This is a genomic window from Vibrio sp. Vb1574 (assembly GCF_033338675.1).
Genome location: NZ_JAWOTC010000009.1, coordinates 38078 through 56312, shown reverse-complemented (window position 1 = coordinate 56312; position 18235 = coordinate 38078). Strand labels below are relative to the sequence as shown.

Annotated in this window: 15 protein-coding genes, 1 tRNA gene and 1 riboswitch; of the genes, 6 read left to right on the top strand and 10 right to left on the bottom strand. The window is 44.4% G+C overall.

Features of this window, described 5'->3' with window-relative positions:
* Nucleotides 1–7: 7 nt before the first annotated feature.
* The 7 genes from oppB to moaA all read right to left on the bottom strand — a co-directional run bounded on the left by oppB (nt 8) and on the right by moaA (nt 6085).
* A complete protein-coding gene (gene oppB, locus R7O12_RS08920; RefSeq protein WP_005380786.1) occupies nt 8–928 on the bottom strand; it encodes an oligopeptide ABC transporter permease OppB in 921 nt (306 codons plus the stop codon).
* A 128-nt stretch (nt 929–1056) separates the two neighbouring features.
* Entirely contained in the window at nt 1057–2733 is a 1677-nt protein-coding gene (locus tag R7O12_RS08915; protein ID WP_017633862.1) for an ABC transporter substrate-binding protein, read from the bottom strand.
* A gap of 531 nt (nt 2734–3264) precedes the next feature.
* Entirely contained in the window at nt 3265–3720 is a 456-nt protein-coding gene (moaE, locus tag R7O12_RS08910; RefSeq protein WP_017821374.1) for a molybdopterin synthase catalytic subunit MoaE, read from the bottom strand.
* Nucleotide 3721: 1 nt separating this feature from the next.
* The gene (moaD, locus tag R7O12_RS08905; RefSeq protein WP_005388938.1) at nt 3722–3979 is read right to left on the bottom strand and encodes a molybdopterin synthase sulfur carrier subunit; all 258 of its coding nucleotides are present in this window, start codon (nt 3977–3979) and stop codon (nt 3722–3724) included.
* A complete protein-coding gene (gene moaC / locus R7O12_RS08900; protein WP_005380779.1) occupies nt 3976–4455 on the bottom strand; it encodes a cyclic pyranopterin monophosphate synthase MoaC in 480 nt (159 codons plus the stop codon). The genes moaD and moaC overlap by 4 nt, the downstream gene beginning before the upstream one ends.
* 26 nt (nt 4456–4481) lie before the next feature.
* On the bottom strand, nt 4482–4994 hold the full coding sequence (moaB, locus tag R7O12_RS08895) for a molybdenum cofactor biosynthesis protein B (protein ID WP_005388935.1): 513 nt from the start codon (nt 4992–4994) through the stop codon (nt 4482–4484).
* 101 nt (nt 4995–5095) lie between these two features.
* Nucleotides 5096–6085: a GTP 3',8-cyclase MoaA gene (moaA, locus tag R7O12_RS08890; RefSeq protein ID WP_171344338.1), complete on the bottom strand. Its 990-nt coding sequence runs from the start codon at nt 6083–6085 to the stop codon at nt 5096–5098.
* Nucleotides 6074–6208: riboswitch (molybdenum cofactor riboswitch) on the bottom strand. Its footprint overlaps the gene before it by 12 nt.
* A gap of 175 nt (nt 6209–6383) precedes the next feature.
* Between moaA and R7O12_RS08885 the strand changes: the two genes are divergently transcribed.
* Nucleotides 6384–7280: a YvcK family protein gene (locus tag R7O12_RS08885; RefSeq protein ID WP_005388931.1), complete on the top strand. Its 897-nt coding sequence runs from the start codon at nt 6384–6386 to the stop codon at nt 7278–7280.
* 138 nt (nt 7281–7418) lie between these two features.
* Here the strand turns inward: R7O12_RS08885 and luxU are convergent, their stop codons facing one another.
* The 3 genes from luxU to uvrB form a co-directional block, all read right to left on the bottom strand.
* Nucleotides 7419–7763: a quorum-sensing phosphorelay protein LuxU gene (gene luxU / locus R7O12_RS08880; protein ID WP_017636054.1), complete on the bottom strand. Its 345-nt coding sequence runs from the start codon at nt 7761–7763 to the stop codon at nt 7419–7421.
* On the bottom strand, nt 7760–9166 hold the full coding sequence (luxO, locus tag R7O12_RS08875) for a quorum-sensing sigma-54 dependent transcriptional regulator LuxO (protein ID WP_005380768.1): 1407 nt from the start codon (nt 9164–9166) through the stop codon (nt 7760–7762). The genes luxU and luxO overlap by 4 nt, the downstream gene beginning before the upstream one ends.
* A gap of 290 nt (nt 9167–9456) precedes the next feature.
* Nucleotides 9457–11487, bottom strand: coding sequence for an excinuclease ABC subunit UvrB (gene uvrB / locus R7O12_RS08870; RefSeq protein WP_318104790.1), 2031 nt, complete (start codon nt 11485–11487; stop codon nt 9457–9459).
* Nucleotides 11488–12046: 559 nt separating this feature from the next.
* On the opposite strand from uvrB, the gene R7O12_RS08865 reads away from it, so the two are divergent.
* The 5 genes from R7O12_RS08865 to rsxC all read left to right on the top strand — a co-directional run.
* Nucleotides 12047–12122: transfer RNA gene (locus R7O12_RS08865), tRNA-Asn, on the top strand.
* Nucleotides 12123–12473: 351 nt separating this feature from the next.
* A complete protein-coding gene (gene pflB / locus R7O12_RS08860; RefSeq protein ID WP_213896234.1) occupies nt 12474–14771 on the top strand; it encodes a formate C-acetyltransferase in 2298 nt (765 codons plus the stop codon).
* A gap of 305 nt (nt 14772–15076) precedes the next feature.
* Nucleotides 15077–15655, top strand: coding sequence for an electron transport complex subunit RsxA (rsxA, locus tag R7O12_RS08855; RefSeq protein WP_042523119.1), 579 nt, complete (start codon nt 15077–15079; stop codon nt 15653–15655).
* A 3-nt stretch (nt 15656–15658) separates the two neighbouring features.
* Nucleotides 15659–16255, top strand: a complete 597-nt coding sequence (gene rsxB / locus R7O12_RS08850) for an electron transport complex subunit RsxB (RefSeq protein ID WP_005380760.1) — start codon at nt 15659–15661, stop codon at nt 16253–16255.
* Nucleotides 16256–16263: 8 nt separating this feature from the next.
* On the top strand, nt 16264–18235 hold a 1972-nt coding region (gene rsxC / locus R7O12_RS08845), incomplete at its 3' end, for an electron transport complex subunit RsxC (protein WP_318125761.1).

The window sequence follows — 18235 nt, the reverse complement described above, 5'->3', positions numbered from 1 at the left end:
GTCCCTGTTAGTAGCGAATTTTCGGGTCAATCATTGCAAGTAAAATATCTACAATCGCGTTGAATAGAATGAATAGGAAACCAATCAGAATGGTTACCCCCATTACTAGCGAGTAGTCACGGTTAAACGCAGCGTTAACGAATAGTTTACCAATACCAGGCAGACCAAAAATGGTTTCGATAACAACGGAACCGGTGATGATACCTACGAAAGCTGGGCCCATGTAAGAAACAACAGGGAGAAGTGCCGGCTTAAGAGCGTGTTTGATAATGATATAACGGTAACTTAGACCTTTAGCACGTGCCGTACGAATAAAGTTACTGTTTAGGGTTTCGATCATCGAACCACGCGTAATACGAGCAAAGGTAGCAACATACAGTAGCGACATACCAATAACAGGAAGCACTAAATACTGCCAGCTACCATCTTGCCAACCGCCCGCAGGGAAGATATTCCAGTGAAGCGAGAATATGTAGATAAGCGCAGGCGCTAATACGAAGGATGGCATTACGACACCAAGCATCGCAGTCGACATAATGGTGTAATCAATCCAAGTATTTTGCTTGAGCGCAGCAATGGTACCGACGGTAACCCCCATTATCAAAGTAAAGATAAAGGCGATGAAGCCCACTTTAGCCGAAACAGGTAAGGCAACCGCGATCAGCTCGTTTACTGAGTAATCAAGGTATTTAAATGACGGTCCGAAATCGCCTTGGATAACATTGGTCAAATACGTGGTGTATTGTTCAAATACAGGTTTATCCAAGCCATATTTAGCTTCGATATTTGCCATTACTTCGGGTGGCAATGGACGCTCTGTCGAGAAAGGGTTTCCCGGTGCAAAGCGCATAAGAAAGAAAGATACGGTGATCAAAACCAACATTGTTGGGATCGCCTCAAATATCCTTTTTGCGATGAATTTAAGCATAAACTCACTCTTTCAGTCTGTGACAGTTAAATTAAAGAAGTCGTCCAATTCTTTTGGACTAAAGATAGGCGCTACATGCAATTTCTCACATGTAGGGCCTCATTTTTATAGTTCTATCGAGTTACGAATTACTCTGTGATGTAGAGATCTTTAGAGTAAATCTTGTCTTCCGCGTTATTTACTGGGAAGCCACCAACTTTCGGTGATAGTAGACGTGATTTCACGTACTGGTAGATAGGTGCGATTGGCATATCTTTTGCCATCAACTTCTCTGCTTCTAGGTAAAGTGCTTGGCGCTCTTCGTCAGAAGTTGAAGCAAATGCTTTGTTCATGATCGCATCGTACTCTTTGCTGTCGTAGTGAATACCACCAGTAGTGTTATTACTCATCATCAGCGTTAGGAAAGATGAAGCTTCGTTGTAGTCGCCACACCAACCTGCACGAGCAACCTCAAAGTTGCCAGAATCTTTGGTAGATAGGTAAGTTTTCCACTCTTGGTTTTCTAGCGTAACGTCTAGACCAAGTGTCTTCTTCCACATTGAACCCAGTGCAACCGCAAGTTTCTTGTGGTTCTCTGATGTATTGTATAGAAGGTTAAATTCAAGAGGGTTGTCTGCGCCGTAACCCGCTTCTTCCAATAGACGCGCAGCTTCTGCGTTACGCTCTTCTTGCGTCATTTTGCCGTATGCAGGAATTTCTGGGTTGAAACCTGCCGTAATTTCAGGTGTTAGGAAGTAAGCTGGCTTTTGACCTTGACCTAAAATCGCATCGGTCACAATGTTACGGTCAATCGCATAAGAAATCGCTTTACGCACACGAACATCATCAAACGGCTTTTTCTTCGTATTGAAGATGTAGTAGTAAGTACATAAGTTACCGGTTACCGACACTTCTTGTGGGTGCTCTTTCTTCAGACGCTTGAAGTGCTCTGTAGGCAGCTCGTTCGTGAAGTCGATTTCACCCGCTAGGAAGCGGTTCATTTCCGCTACTTGGTTCTCGATTGGTAGGAAAGTAACCTGGTCAAGCGTCGTGTTTTCGTTGTCCCAGTACTGTTCGTTACGTTTTAGAACCAAACGCTCGTTTACAACCCAGTTGTCAACAACATAAGCACCGTTACCTACAAAGTTCTCTGGCTTCGTCCATTGATCGCCGAACTTTTCAACAGTTGCTTGATGAACAGGTTTCACTGTCGTGTGGCCCATCATCATTACAAAATATGGTACTGCAGTATCTAACTCAACCACTAACGTGTGATCGTCAACCGCTTTAACACCTAACTCGCTCTTATCTTTTTTACCCGCAACAATGTCTTTTGCGTTCTTCATCTTGGTGTATTCCATGTACCAAGCATATGGAGAGGCGGTTGCTGGATCGACTGCGCGTTGGAAGCTGTAAACGAAATCACCTGCAGTGACAGGATCACCGTTTGACCATTTTGCGTCTTCACGTAAGTGGAAAGTGTATGTTTTGTTGTCTTCAGTTTCCCAAGATTCTGCAACACCAGGGATAGTGTTACCGTCCGCATCTTGGTTTACAAGGCCTTCAAGAAGATCGCGAATCACGTGGGATTCTGGAACACCTTGAGATTTATGAGGGTCTATTGTCGCAACTTCTGTACCGTTACCACGCACCAATTCTTGAACAGCAGCAAGTTTTGGCTCTTTAGAATCAGATTTAGCTTCAGGGGCTGGAGCCGGAGCAGGCTCAGCAGCTTGTTTCTCCGCAGGCTTTTCACCACAACCAGCTAGAGCGAGAGAAAGACCAGCACCAATAAATAAAGCGCGCGTGATTTTATTCTTATACATGCGTAAAACTCCAAATTTTTTCGTTAGCATCCATGACTTCTTTGTAAGGGCCTGGAACGGTCAGAGTTTTAGATTTTTTTAGTGCACTTTCTGAGCACAAAAGTCTAAAACCTTACAAAGACTGCGGCACACATTAGCAATCATTGAAGTAATTTGCCATAAAAATGTAGCAAAAAAACCAATAATGCTGACTAAACCACACATATCTAGCAGTAAACTCTAACCCCAAAGCATTCACCAGCCAAATAAAGACCAGAAGCGACATTTAACAGGCGAAACTTTCGATTAATCTGAGTTTAAACCATTTACTAGCATCTTATGCTAGATATTTACACATCATTTAACATTTATGACAAATCAAGTCTAACAAATAATTGTTTATATATTGGGCAAAAAACTTTTATTGTGAAGAATATCACCAGACAAAAGATAGGAAATATTGAAACAAAGTGAGCAATACAATGAAGATAAATACAAAAAAAGCTAAGTACCATTAGCACTTAGCTTTTTTCACTAGAATGCGGGTTAGTTCTATTTTTCCCAACGCTGTGCAGCTTGATGATCGGTGTCGCGCGACTCAACCCAACGATCTTCATTCGTCGTACGCTCTTTTTTCCAAAATGGAGCTTGGGTTTTCAGATAATCCATGATGAACTCGCACGCATCAAATGCCGCGCCGCGGTGCGCACTGGAAACGCCCACAAATACAATTTGATCACCGCTATCCATGTCTCCGACGCGATGAATCACGCGTACACCTAATAGTGGCCAGCGAGACTCAGCTTGATCACAAATGTCGCTCAAGCTCTTCTCTGTCATCCCCGGATAGTGCTCTAGATGTAAACCAATGACATTATCCCCAAGGTTCATATCTCGAACTTTACCAACGAATGTAACGACAGCGCCGGCAGCCGTCCCTTCAGATAGACGTTGATATTCTTGCTCAACCGAAAAGTCTTCAATTTGTACAGATACACGAGAATCCATCTTAACCCCCAGTTACCGGCGGGAAAAACGCAACTTCGTCACCTGCTTTTACTTGTGTATCCAAAGGGACGATGGATTGGTTCACTGCAGCAAGTAGCTTTCCTGGCTCGAGCGCTAAATCCCACTTGCCATCTTTCTTAGTGCCTTCTTCCACTAGATGTGCACGAATTGATTCAACCGTTTCAAACGGCCCGTCTAACTCGACACTGTCGATGCCAATCAGCTCGCGAGTTTGAGCAAAGAAAAGTACTTTAATCATGATTCCACCTTAAAGTGACCAGATTTACCACCCGTTTTCTCTAGTAGACGAACTTGACCAATGACCATGTCTTTTTGTACTGCTTTACACATATCGTAAATCGTTAGAGCAGCAACGGAAGCTGCCGTGAGCGCTTCCATTTCCACACCAGTTTTACCCGCAAGTTTACATACTGATTCGATGCGAACTTTGTTTTCTGCTTCGATAGCTTCCAGTTGAACTTCAACTTTAGAGAGTAGTAGCGGATGACAAAGTGGAATCAAATCCCAGGTTTTCTTCGCAGCTTGAATACCAGCAATACGAGCCGTCGCAAATACATCACCTTTGTGGTGCTGGCCAGAGACAATCAGTTGAAGTGTTTCTGGGGCCATGTGAACAAATGCTTCAGCACGAGCTTCACGAACCGTCTCCGTTTTTGCTGACACGTCAACCATGTTTGCTTCGCCAGAAGCATTGATATGTGTAAATTGGGTCATTGTTTTTCCTTCGCTTTTAGGAAAGGTTATACAGATAGGTGTGGCATGAAGTTACAAGGGCGATGACTTGCATCCAACTGCTGTTTAATAATTTTTGTCCAGCCTGTGCGGCACGCACCAGTTGAACCTGGCATTGCGAAGATCACGGTGTGGTTAGCAAAACCAGCAATCGCACGAGACTGAATCGTAGACGTACCGATCTCTTCGTACGACACCATACGGAACAACTCACCAAAACCTTCAACTTCTTTATCAAATAGAGGCTTAAGTGCTTCTGGCGTGCTATCACGTGAGGTGAAACCTGTACCGCCAGTAATCATGATCGCTTGTACGCTTTCATCAGCAATCCATTGAGAAACAATCGCGCGGATCTTGTACATATCATCAATAACAATTTGCTTGTCTACTACGTTGTGACCCGCTTCTTGAGCATGTTCAGCAAGGTAACGACCAGAGGTATCGTTTTCTTCAGTACGAGTGTCAGATACCGTTAGAACGGCAATATTTGCAGGTTGGAATTTGCTTTCAGCGTGACCCATTTGTTCACCTATTCTCTTAATTAGCTTTGATACGCTTGGTATCGATTCGGAAAAAGTTAGAGCCAGCTTATCAGTGAACTCGCTCTAAAAATTGAATGAAGTTAGCCGCCGATAGACGCGAGGTGTGGCGTCATACCAGTATTGCCATCATGCAAGAAATGGCTTACCGACTTGGTTTGTAACTGCGCCTGGATACGTTCAATAAGCTCACTCTCTTGCTCATCACGTTCCAAAAGATCACGCAATTCTACACCGTGGTCTCCAAACAGACATAGGTGCAGCTTACCCATCGCAGAAACGCGCAGTCGGTTGCAGCTTTCACAAAAGTCTTTTTCATAAGGCATGATAAGACCTATTTCACCCTTGTAATCAGGATGAACAAATACTTGCGCAGGACCATCATTATGCGAGCGCACTTTCAGCAACCAACCATTTGCAATTAGCTGGTTACGGATTGCCACTCCGGATACATGGTGCTTATTAAATAGCTCATCCATCTCACCCGTTTGCATCAACTCAATGAAACGCAGTTGGATTGGACGATCTTTTATCCAGTTAAGAAACGCTGGCAGCTCGTGATGGTTCAGATCTTTCATCAACACCACATTAACTTTTACTTGCTCATAACCGACCTCGAACGCACGTTCGATACCATTCATGACTTCAGTAAACTTATTTTCACCTGTGATTTGATGAAACATACGCGGGTCAAGGCTATCCACACTGACATTAATGTGGGTTAAACCCGCTTCACGCCATTCTGCGACTTGTTTTGCCATGCGGTAGCCATTGGTTGTCGTTGCAACTTTTTGAATGCCAGGCGTCGCCGCTACTGAATGGATAATGTCGGTAAAATCTTTGCGTAAGCTAGGCTCACCACCAGTGATGCGCACTTTTGACGTGCCACAATCAGCGAATGCTTTTACGACCCGTTTGATTTCAGGGAGAGATAAAAAAGACGAGTTTTTATTGCCCGAAGGCTTATAGCCATCAGGAAGGCAATAGGTACATTTGAAATTACATACGTCGGTCACAGACAGACGCAAGTAATAAAACTTACGATGAAATTTGTCTTCGAATTGTTGCGCCACGGAACACCTTTCCAAACACGGGAGGCATGGCCATTTCCAATCATGCCCTTGTGACAGTATGCCACTGGCTCAAAACGCCTATCCAAGGACTTAGCAATAGTGAGCTCGGAGTTATGGCAACCAGAGATATGAAATCTCTGATAGCTTTGCGGTGTAAAATACTTAATATTTGTAATGGAATCCAGACTTGAGTGATAAAAAACTCTCTAGAGACACAATTTACCGCTAAGTGAGTACCTTTAAGACACTCCTTAAGATAAATTGTAGCCGTTTTTTATTAGATTATTAGAAGAACATAATGAATATCTACACAGATAAAAAAGTGGTCGCTGTTGGCGGTGGTCATGGCTTAGGTCGAATGCTGGCCGCATTACGAGATTTTGGCAGCAATGCAACTGGGATTGTTGCCACGACTGACAATGGTGGTTCAACAGGAAGAATTCGTCACTGCCAAGGAGGAATCGCTTGGGGAGACACACGTAACTGTATTAATCAGCTCATTACAGAGCCTTCAATCAGTTCGATGATGTTTGAATATCGCTTCAAAGGCACTGGCGAACTTGATGGTCATAATCTTGGTAATTTGATGCTTACTGCACTCGATAACTTATCGGTCAGACCTTTAGATGCCATTAATCTGATTCGCAATATGTTAAAAGTCGACGTTAACATCCTTCCTATGTCCGAACACCCTTCGGATCTTTCCGCGTTATCCGTAGATGGGAAGTGGGTTACGGGAGAAACAAATGTCGACGAAATGAAAGCAGACCTACGACGCTTGGACCTTTCACCAGAAGTGCCTGCCACCAAAGAAGCCATCACAGCTTTGGCGGAAGCGGACGCGATTATTCTTGGCCCTGGCAGTTTTTTAACCAGTATCATGCCTCCTTTATTGCTGCCTGAACTCGGCAAAGCGATTGCAGCAAACACAAAAGCAAAAGTCATTTTTGTTGCTAACCTGAGTCCAGAATACGGCCCAGCGGGACGAATGACGATGGCTCAAAAATTAGAATGGTGTGAACGTGCCTGTCAAGGAAGAAAAATAGACGTGGTTCTAGCAGAGAAAACCGAGCAAGACGTCTTAAGTCAATGGAATGTAGTGACGGAGTCACTCGCCTCCTCTAACCGAGACTGGCGTCACGATAGAAACAAGCTCAAACTAGCGATTGAAAATCAGCTACAACTTTCTATTTAAGAGCACGTTACCTGGTTAGCGCCCTCTTTTAAGGTGTTTATTGATAATGAAAACCCTTCTGTCATCGAAGGGTTTTAGTTCAGGCATCCAGTAAGAACAGATGTTTACTAAGAAAAAATGGTTAATAGGAATAAATAGTTACTGTCGCCAAGAGCGATAAGCATCTCGAGTTTCGTGCAAAAGATCGAACATAGCCTCTAACTCCTCAGACTCCGCAGTCAACTCACCGGCTTTCGCTTTTTTGTCTATGGACATAGCCAGTTCACAAAGGCGATCTGCCCCAAAGCTCGCAGCACTACTTTTCAACGCGTGGCTGATTTCTTTTGAGTAAGCTAATCGCTCTGCCCCCTGCAGTTGGGATAAGTTCTCGATATAGGTATCCATTTCTCCTAGGAAGATATCGAACAGTACAGGTACGTTGTCACTGCCAATTTCCATCGACAGTTCATCTATTTTTTGCTGATTTAATACATTTACACTCATACTTTTTGCCGCTCTTCCTTGCCGTTCCATGCCTGTAACTTGCGGTAAATCGTCGACGGACTGACATCAAGGTATCCCGCCGCTCGAGGAATATTGCCATCACATGCTTCAATCGCTTGCTCGATTGCCATTTTTTCCGTCATCCATAATGGCATAATCTCAGATGCGGTCATCGCTTTCGGCTCAATTAATTTAGCCACAGACGACGGACGGTCAAGCGGTTGATTCAACGGTGGCGGTAACATGTCCAACGTAATCTCTTTACCGTTGTTTAGAACAACGATATTGCGTAGCACGTTTTGTAACTGACGAACGTTACCCGGCCACTCATAGCTGTTGAATCGCTCGATGACATCAGGCGCAAAACGTATGAAGCTTTTTCCTTCTTCGTGTGACATGTAACCTAGCAGTGAGTATGCAATTTCAATAACATCTTCGCCTCGTTCGCGTAAAGGCGGTAAATGCAAAGGAATGACATACAAACGATAGTACAAATCTTCACGGAATCGACCTTCTTGTACCTCTTTCCAGGGATCACGGTTAGTGGCACAAACAAAGCGCACATCCACGCTCTTCATTTTTGAGGAACCCACTTTTTGGAATGTGCCCGTTTGAATAAATCGTAGCAACTTGGTTTGTAAATCCAAGTCCATCTCACAAAGCTCATCTAGAAAAAGTGTGCCGCCATCCGCTAACTCAGCTGCCCCTTGACGATCATTCGCAGCGCCAGTAAAGGCCCCTTTTACGTGACCAAACAGTTCACTCTCAATCAAATCTTTTGGAATTGCAGCACAGTTAATTGCAATAAAAGGTTTGTCACCACGTTTACTTGCTGCGTGAATAGCCTCGGCACATACCTCTTTACCAGTTCCACTTTCACCTGTGATAAAAATACTCGCTTTACTGCTCGCCGCTGAATCTATCGTACGGTAAACCTGCTGCATGGTTTGGCTACTGCCGATAAACCCCTGATAGCTCTGATTGCCTGGATTATCGGCTTCATTTTTTAGCTTGGTCGCTTTACGAATTGCATTGTTAACCGTGACACGTAAACGGTCTGCTTCACACGGTTTAATTAGAAAGTCTTGTGAGCCATGACGCATGGCCTCGACAGCGGTATCGATAGAACCGTGAGCGGTCATAAAAATTATAGGTACGTCGGGATGACTCTTTTTAACGGCATGTAAAACGTCCATCCCCGTCATATCTGGCAGACGGAGATCGAGTAAAATAAGATCTGGAATTCGATGATTTAGGCTCTCAATGGCATCCCTACCTGTGCCGACAATATTGATATCTATGCCAAGCGGTGTCAGGTATGAGCGGTACAGAGCCGCAACAGATGCGGTGTCCTCGACCATTAAAAGGTAACGAGACTTTGGGCCTTCGGGTTTTTGTTGCATAACCTAGCTATTATTTTGTTGTGTTTTAAACAATAATCGCATTACGCTTTGCATTTTGCAAATAACATTAGCTAAATTATGGGCAAAGGAAAAAATTCAAAAATAATATCAATTATTTAAAAAGTGGCACAAACCATGCTGTAACGATAGTGACCCCTCGGGTCACCTAGCCAACTGACGTTGTTAGTGAACGATATGTTCACAAAACAAGCCAATAGACCCGACTGCCTATTGGCTTCTTTTTTTACAAGCGACCTAAAATGCTTGGATAGTTAAATCGGTAAGTTTGTTCAACTATTTGCGATGAACTGCGCTCGTAGTTTTTCAATCTCGTCACGCTTTTGTGCCGCTAACTCAAATTCTAAATCTTGCGCATGCTGATACATCGCTGCCTCCAGTCGATTGATTTCTTTTTCTAGCTGCTGAGGGGACAGTGCCTCGTAAGTTTGCGAAGGCTCCGCCACTTTCGATAATGGTACCTGTTTAGTGTTACGCTGGCGTTTAGACTTAGTGATATCGCCAAGTTCCATGATGTCTTTGATATTTCGTTTGAGCGCTTGTGGCGAAATACCCATTTCTTCGTTGTACGCTTCCTGCTTCTCGCGACGACGGTTAGTTTCATCCATCGCCTTTTTCATTGAGTTGGTGATTCGGTCAGCGTATAAAATCGCCTTACCTTCGATGTTTCGTGCAGCACGACCAATGGTCTGAATGAGTGAGCGTTCAGACCGCAAGAAGCCCTCTTTATCCGCATCCAAAATTGCAACTAACGAGACCTCTGGCATATCCAGGCCCTCTCTCAATAAGTTTATTCCCACCAGCACGTCAAATTCCCCAAGACGAAGGTCACGGATAATTTCCACACGCTCAACAGTATCAATGTCTGAGTGTAAATAACGTACCTTAACATCATGTTCGTGAAGGTATTCGGTGAGATCTTCAGCCATTCGTTTGGTCAGTGTTGTAACCAGAACTCGTTCATCTTTAGCAGCGCGAATACGGATCTCAGACAATAGGTCGTCGACTTGGGTCGCTACTGGGCGAACTTCCAACTCAGGGTCAAGCAAGCCTGTTGGACGAACGACTTGATCCGCCACATCACCCGCCGATTTTTCTAGTTCGTAATTTCCGGGCGTAGCAGAGACGAAAATCGTTTGTGGCGCTAGTGCTTCAAACTCCTCAAACTTCAGTGGACGATTATCCAAAGCTGAAGGTAACCGGAAACCAAACTCCACCAGCGTTTCTTTACGCGAACGGTCACCTTTATACATGGCACCTATCTGCGGTACTGTCACGTGAGATTCATCGATGATCAACAAGCCATCATGAGGTAAGTAGTCAAACAGGGTTGGTGGCGGCTCACCTTCCGAGCGTCCACTGAGATAACGAGAATAGTTTTCGATACCGGAGCAAAAGCCCAACTCATTCATCATTTCGATATCGAATTGAGTGCGCTGGCTAATTCGCTGCTCTTCCAGTAGCTTGTTGTTATCTAGAAGCTGCTTTTTGCGCACTTCTAGTTCGACTTTAATATTTTCAATCGCTTCAAGAATGCGATCTCTTGGCGTGACATAGTGCGTCTTGGGATAGATGGTATAGCGCGGCAAGTCTCGTTGTTTGACCACGCCTGTCAATGGGTCGAACACACTGATGCAATCCACCTCATCGTCAAACATCTCAACGCGCACAGCGTCTTGGTCTGATTCGGCTGGGAAGATGTCAATCACTTCACCTCGAACACGGAATTGGCCACGCTCAAATGCAACGTCATTGCGCGAGTATTGGAGCTCCGCTAGGCGACGAAGCATATCACGCTGATCAATCACATCTCCACGTCGCAAATGAAGCATCATTTGTAAGTAGGATTCCGGATCACCCAAACCATAGATAGCTGAAACCGAAGCAACGATAATAGCGTCTTTCCGTTCCAATAAAGCTTTAGTGGCAGACAGTCGCATTTGCTCAATGTGGGCGTTAACCGAAGCGTCCTTTTCAATGAAAGTATCTGTTGTGGGAACGTACGCTTCAGGTTGGTAGTAATCGTAGTAAGAAACAAAATACTCAACCGCATTATTAGGAAAGAATGACTTCATCTCACCATATAACTGAGCAGCAAGCGTTTTGTTTGGCGCAAGTAATATTGCAGGTCGTTGGGCTTGAGCAATCACATTCGCTAGTGTGAAGGTTTTACCTGAGCCTGTGACCCCCAACAAGGTTTGATGTGCTAGCCCAGCATCGAGCCCCTCAAGCAACTGATTGATCGCTCCTGGTTGATCGCCCGACGGCTGATAATCGGAGACCAATTCATAGACTTTACTCATACCCTTCCTCAATTTTACTGCGCTTTGGCTGTATATATATACACCTTAGCTAATGAAATCTACGTCTATCGAGAATTTAACCATCATTGTTAATAAATTTTCTTGTTTGTCTAGAATGCTATAGCCATACAAAAGTGACTCTGATATAGTACTTCGCCCTAGTTGAAGAGCTACACACATTCTTCACATTATAGTTTCCACAACTTTTCCCCAAAAATTAGCTTAAAACTTTCTTATCCCCAAAAGATTGATTTTTATCCACTTTGAATGCCTTTTGATTAACATCGATAAATCTCTGTTTTATTTGCTTATTTTACGCATAACTCTGACTAAAAATTCATTAAATAAAAACTTAGTTGCATATCAACTTTCTTTACCCAGATCTCATCAACATACTTATCCACAAATTTAGTGGATAACTAACCTCGAGCCTTTACTGGCAAGCCATACAGAAAAGTAAAGCCCTTAACTCAATATTTTTTGCTAAAAATGTATTTTTTTACTGTTGACAGTAGTTTGAGTGCTCGGTAAGATTCGTCCCGCTTTCAAGCAAAGCAATTCCTCCTTAGCTCAGTTGGTAGAGCGACGGACTGTTAATCCGCAGGTCGCTGGTTCGAGCCCAGCAGGAGGAGCCAGATTATAGAAAAGCCGTGTCGCAAGACACGGCTTTTTTTGTATCTTAATCGCCAGGAAATCTAAGCCAATCTAGGCGCCATAAAATCACACCGAAATAAGTTCAAATTACAGAACTCATAACATTGTCATAGATAGTGTTCTCACAGCACCACACATTTAATTCTGTCTCTTTTCTAGCAAAACACAATCGTAAATAGTTGAATCTATTATTAATGCAATTTAATCATTAAAAAAATGAAAAGCATTCATTTTACTCATAATAAATAAATCCATACGATTAAAAGGGTTAAGAATGGTTCCGTCCTACTCGTCGCCTCCATTCTAATTATCAATAACTTAGGGATTTACTTATGACTATTCCGACAACTGACATGCTAGATGCATGGGCTGGATTTACTGCTGGTGAATGGCAAAACTCTGTCAACACTCGTGACTTCATCCAAAAAAACTATACACCCTATGAGGGAGACGAGTCTTTCTTAGCCGAGGTTAGCAAATCCACTTCAGCATTATGGAACCAAGTGCTTGAAGGCATAAAACAAGAAAGCCGCACACACGCCCCTATTGATTTTGACACAGACTTGCCCTCAACAATCACTTCCCACGATGCAGGCTACATCAACAAAGATCTGGAAAAGATCGTTGGCTTACAAACTGATCAACCGCTAAAACGTGCAATCATCGCCAATGGCGGGATTCGCATGGTAAAAAACTCGTGCGAAGTTTATGGCCGCGAATTGGATCCAACGGTTGAAAAAATCTTCACTGAATACCGTAAAACTCACAACAAAGCGTGTTTCGACCTTTACACCAAAGAAATTCTAGCCTGTCGTAAATCCGGCATCATCACGGGCCTTCCTGATGCTTATGGCCGTGGTCGTATCATTGGTGACTATCGCCGTCTCGCCCTATACGGTATCGACTTCTTAAAAGCAGACAAAAAAGAACAATACAATTCAACACAAACGTTCTTAGAACAAGGCAACGATCTTGAGAAAACACTTCGTCTTCGCGAAGAAATAGCCGATCAAGTTCAAGCACTTGAAGACATTCGTCAAATGGGTCTGAAATACGGCATTGATATGTCGCTACCTGCAAAAACAGCACAAGAAGCGATCCAATTTACCTACTTTGGCTACCTAGCGGCGGTTAAATCGCAAAACGGCGCAGCAATGTCACTGGGCCGTACTTCGACTTTCCTAGACGTCTATCTAGAGCGCGATATCGCAAACGATTTGATTGATGAATCACAAGCGCAAGAAATGATTGACCACTTCATCATGAAGCTACGCATGGTTCGCTTCCTACGCACACCAGAATACGATTCATTGTTTTCTGGCGACCCAATCTGGGCAACCGAAGCCATGGCAGGTATGGGTGTTGATGGCCGTACACTAGTGTCTAAAACGACATTCCGATACTTACATACGCTACATACTATGGGCCCTGCTCCTGAACCAAATATGACGATTCTTTGGTCAGAGCAATTGCCTGAAGCGTTCAAACAATATGCTGCAAAAGTGTCGATTGATACCTCTTCGGTTCAATACGAAAACGACGATCTAATGCGTCCTGATTTCGACAATGACGACTACGCGATTGCCTGTTGTGTGAGCCCGCAGGTTGTTGGTCAGCACATGCAATTCTTTGGTGCACGTGCCAACCTTGCAAAAGCACTGCTTTACACCATCAATGGTGGTATCGATGAAAAATCGAAAGCGCAAGTGGGTCCGGTAGTGGACAAAGTTCAAGATGAAATTCTCGACTTTGACGCTTTGATGCCTCGTTTCGACAATATGTTGGAGTGGCTAGCAACGCAATACGTCACAGCGTTGAACATCATCCATTATTCGCATGACCGTTACAGCTACGAAGCATCACTGATGGCATTGATGGATCGCGACGTGCACCGCACGATGGCGTGTGGTATTGCAGGTCTGTCTGTTGTTGCAGACTCTTTAGCAGCAATTAAATACGCAACCGTGAAACCCGTTCGTGATGAAGATGGCATCGCCGTTGATTTTAAAATCGAAGGTGATTATCCAAAATTTGGTAACAATGATGCCCGTGTTGATGACATCGCTTGTGATCTGGTTGAGCGCTTCATGAAGAAAATTCAGAAGATGCACACCTACCGCGAAGCAGTGCCAACTCAATCTATCCTAACGATCACATCTAACGTGGTTTACGGCAAAAAAACGGGTAATACACCAGATGGCCGTCGCGCAGGTATGCCTTTTGGGCCGGGTGCAAACCCAATGCACGGTCGTGATGAAAAAGGGGCGGTTGCGTCTTTGGCATCGGTATCTAAACTGCCGTTTGCTTACGCGAAAGATGGTATTTCTTACACCTTCTCAATTGTGCCTAACGCACTGGGTAAAGATGAATTAAGTCAGAAGAAAAACCTAGCCGCGCTAATGGATGGTTACTTCCATCACGAAGCAAGCAACGAGGGCATTGCGATTGAAGGTGGTCAACACCTTAACGTCAACGTTCTGGACCGAGAGATGTTATTGGATGCGGTTGAACATCCAGAGAAATACCCTCAGTTGACGATTCGAGTGTCTGGTTATGCGGTACGTTTTAACTCTCTAACGACAGAGCAACAGCAAGACGTCATCACTCGTACCTTCACAAGTAAGATATAAACACAGTCCATCAAGCACTCAGAAAGTTTAAATAATTAGCTTGTAAATATGCGTTGCCCGCCTCTCTTTTCTACCTGGAAGAGGCGGGCTTTTTTTAAAATCACACATTAGATGAAAATTAATAGGTAGTATCCTCTCGCTAACAATACATTCAGCAAACGATTCAATTTCTTATTGATTCATCAAAATAGATCAAATAGACGACTATTTTTCCATCGTGTATGTAAAACCACATCGTTCACTGGTTGTTATTGGTGTCACAAAACACGATAATATCAAGATCGGATTTTAAGAACGTAATAACTATGACCGAATATATTTTGTTGTTGGTCGGCACTGTGCTGGTGAACAACTTTGTACTGGTGAAGTTTTTGGGCCTATGTCCTTTCATGGGCGTGTCCAAAAAACTGGAAACAGCAATAGGTATGGGCTTAGCGACAACTTTTGTGCTAACGCTCGCGTCAGTGTGTGCGTATTTAGTGGAAAGCTACATCCTTCGTCCACTGGGTATTGAGTACCTTCGAACCATGAGTTTTATTTTGGTGATAGCCGTTGTGGTGCAGTTCACCGAAATGGTTGTGCACAAAACCAGCCCGACGCTTTATCGCTTGCTTGGCATTTTCTTACCGCTGATCACAACAAACTGCGCAGTATTGGGCGTGGCACTTCTTAACATTAATGAAAACCATAACTTTATTGAATCGATCATCTACGGCTTCGGCGCCGCTGTTGGTTTCTCATTGGTGTTGATACTTTTTGCATCCATGCGAGAGCGCATAGCCGCCGCCGACGTTCCTGTACCTTTTAAAGGTGCATCAATAGCAATGATTACAGCAGGTTTAATGTCACTCGCCTTTATGGGCTTTACAGGTTTGGTGAAGTAAGCGATGAGTACGATTTTAATTGCGATTATCGCGTTAGCGGTTCTGGCTGCGATTTTCGGCGCGATACTTGGTTTTGCTTCTATTCGCTTTAAAGTTGAAGCGGACCCTATTGTGGATCAAATCGACGCCATTTTACCGCAAACTCAATGCGGTCAATGTGGCTACCCTGGTTGCCGTCCTTATGCTGAAGCAATTGCAAATGGCGACCACATCAACAAATGTCCCCCTGGAGGCCAGGCAACAATCGAAAAGCTCGCCGACTTAATGGGTGTTGAGCCAGAAGAATCTGCGCACGATCTCGACAGCAAAATTCCAACCGTTGCGTTTATTCATGAAGACATGTGTATTGGCTGCACTAAGTGTATTCAGGCGTGTCCGGTGGATGCAATTGTAGGCGGAACAAAGGCGGTCCATACCGTAATCAAAGACGAATGTACGGGCTGTGACTTGTGTGTTGCCCCATGTCCGACTGATTGTATTGAAATGATTCCTGTGGCAACGACCACAGAAAGCTGGAAGTGGCAACTTCACTCCATTCCGGTACTTAACATTACGGATGCTGCCGACAATGCAGCGAACGTGAAAGATTCAATTAAGTAAGGTTTCACATGTTGTCTTTGATTGAACAAATTCGTACAGGCGCGCTTTGGGATTTCCCAGGTGGTGTGCATCCGGCAGAAAATAAAAAGCAGTCCAACAAAACTGAACTCGCTCATGCGGCTATCCCGTCAGAAATTGTATTGCCGCTAAAACAGCACATTGGTAAAGCGGGTAACCTACTGGTTGCCGAAGGTGACTACGTATTAAAAGGTCAGCCATTAACGCAATCGGAGACCGGCTTTACGGTTCCAGTGCATGCTCCAACATCAGGTACGCTCACCGCGATTGAGCCACGAACTGTCGCGCACCCTTCTGGGTTAAGTGAGTTGTGCGCAGTCATCACGCCTGATGGGAAAGATGCATGGTGTGAAAGAAACCCCGTCGCAGATTACCAACAAGAAACCCCTGACGCACTGATTGATATTATTCGTCTCGCTGGTATTTCTGGTATGGGTGGCGCAGGCTTCCCTACTGCAAAAAAAATCCAATCAGGTTTTGCTCGTACCGAGATTCTTATCGTTAATGCAGCAGAGTGCGAGCCATACATCACGTCTGATGACAAGCTCATGCAAGAACATGCCGAAGAGCTTATTCAAGGTATCGAAATTGTCGAACATATCCTGACACCAAAGCTCACGATTATTGGCATTGAAGACAACAAGCCAGAAGCAATCAAAGCGCTAGAAGCTGCGGCTATAAACAAAGATATCGTTATTCGCGTTATCCCGACTAAATACCCTTCTGGCGGTGAAAAACAGCTGATCAAAATTTTAACCAATAAAGAAGTACCAAGTGGCGCGATTCCAGCCGATATTGGTATTTTGGTTCAGAATGTTGGTTCTCTTTACGCTATAAAACGCGCAGTCATCGACGGTGAACCGATGATAAAGCGCATCGTGACTCTCACTGGTAAAACCTTCAAACAACCACGCAACGTTTGGGCATTGTTAGGGACACCAGTACAAGCACTGTTGGATGAGTTTGGCTATAAAGCAGATAAGAAGTTACAGCGTTTAATTATGGGTGGGCCAATGATGGGCTTTACCCTTCCTCACTCCCAAGTGCCGATTACCAAGACAGCAAACTGTATCCTTGCTCCGACTCGTCGTGAGATCTCTCCGCACCAGTATGAGATGGAATGTATTCGCTGTAGCCAATGTGCCGAAGCGTGCCCTGCTTCGCTGCTGCCTCAACAACTGCAATGGCATGCAAAAGCTGAAGAGTATGACAAACTCGAAGAATTAAACTTAAAGGATTGTATCGAGTGCGGCGCTTGTGCGTTTGTATGTCCAAGTGAAATTCCGCTCGTACAGTACTACCGTCAAGCGAAAGCAGAAATTCGAACTAGAACACAAGAAGCGGAAGCTGCAGAGCGAGCAAAACTGCGTTTTGAAGAGAAAAAAGCGCGTATGGAACGCGAAAAAGCAGAACGTGAAAATCGCTTCAAGAAAGCTGCCGATCAGCGCCGTAAAGAGATGAAGTCTTCTGGCGGCGATGATGCGATAGCAGCAGCAATCGCACGAGTGAAAGCTCAAAAGACAGAAACCACTGAAAAAGCAGAGCCAGCAGTAAAACCAGCCGTAGCGGCAGCCATTGCCAAAGCGAAGGCTAAACAAGCGGCAGCAGCTAAAGCAGGCTCTAGTGAACCTGATAACTCAGAAATGGCAAAACTGCGCGAAGAACGCAAACGTCTTGCTCGCGAACGTAAAGCGCAAAAAGAACAAGGCGAAACGCCAGACAATAACGCTCATGATAAAAAATCGGCAGTTGCGGCCGCCATCGCCCGAGCTAAAGCGAAAAAAGCACAACAAGAAGATTCAACTGAATCTGTAGAATCGGAAACGTCTGCACAGCAAGACAGCGATCCGAAGAAAGCCGCAGTTGCCGCTGCAATTGCTCGAGCCAAAGCGCGCAAAGCGAAGCAAGCAGACTCAACCGAAGCGGAAGAAGCTGACGCACCTGCCGAGCAAACCGACGATC

Coding starts and splice junctions, on each gene's coding strand:
- rsxA (WP_042523119.1), top strand. CDS start 15,077: ATGACCGAATATATTTTGTTGTTGGTCGGCACTGTGCTGGTGAACAAC.
- uvrB (WP_318104790.1), bottom strand. CDS start 11,487: ATGAGTAAAGTCTATGAATTGGTCTCCGATTATCAGCCGTCGGGCGAT.
- moaB (WP_005388935.1), bottom strand. CDS start 4,994: ATGGGTCACGCTGAAAGCAAATTCCAACCTGCAAATATTGCCGTTCTA.
- oppB (WP_005380786.1), bottom strand. CDS start 928: ATGCTTAAATTCATCGCAAAAAGGATATTTGAGGCGATCCCAACAATG.
- luxO (WP_005380768.1), bottom strand. CDS start 9,166: ATGCAACAAAAACCCGAAGGCCCAAAGTCTCGTTACCTTTTAATGGTC.
- luxU (WP_017636054.1), bottom strand. CDS start 7,763: ATGAGTGTAAATGTATTAAATCAGCAAAAAATAGATGAACTGTCGATG.
- moaE (WP_017821374.1), bottom strand. CDS start 3,720: ATGGATTCTCGTGTATCTGTACAAATTGAAGACTTTTCGGTTGAGCAA.
- R7O12_RS08915 (WP_017633862.1), bottom strand. CDS start 2,733: ATGTATAAGAATAAAATCACGCGCGCTTTATTTATTGGTGCTGGTCTT.
- rsxB (WP_005380760.1), top strand. CDS start 15,659: ATGAGTACGATTTTAATTGCGATTATCGCGTTAGCGGTTCTGGCTGCG.
- pflB (WP_213896234.1), top strand. CDS start 12,474: ATGACTATTCCGACAACTGACATGCTAGATGCATGGGCTGGATTTACT.
- moaD (WP_005388938.1), bottom strand. CDS start 3,979: ATGATTAAAGTACTTTTCTTTGCTCAAACTCGCGAGCTGATTGGCATC.
- moaC (WP_005380779.1), bottom strand. CDS start 4,455: ATGACCCAATTTACACATATCAATGCTTCTGGCGAAGCAAACATGGTT.
- R7O12_RS08885 (WP_005388931.1), top strand. CDS start 6,384: ATGAATATCTACACAGATAAAAAAGTGGTCGCTGTTGGCGGTGGTCAT.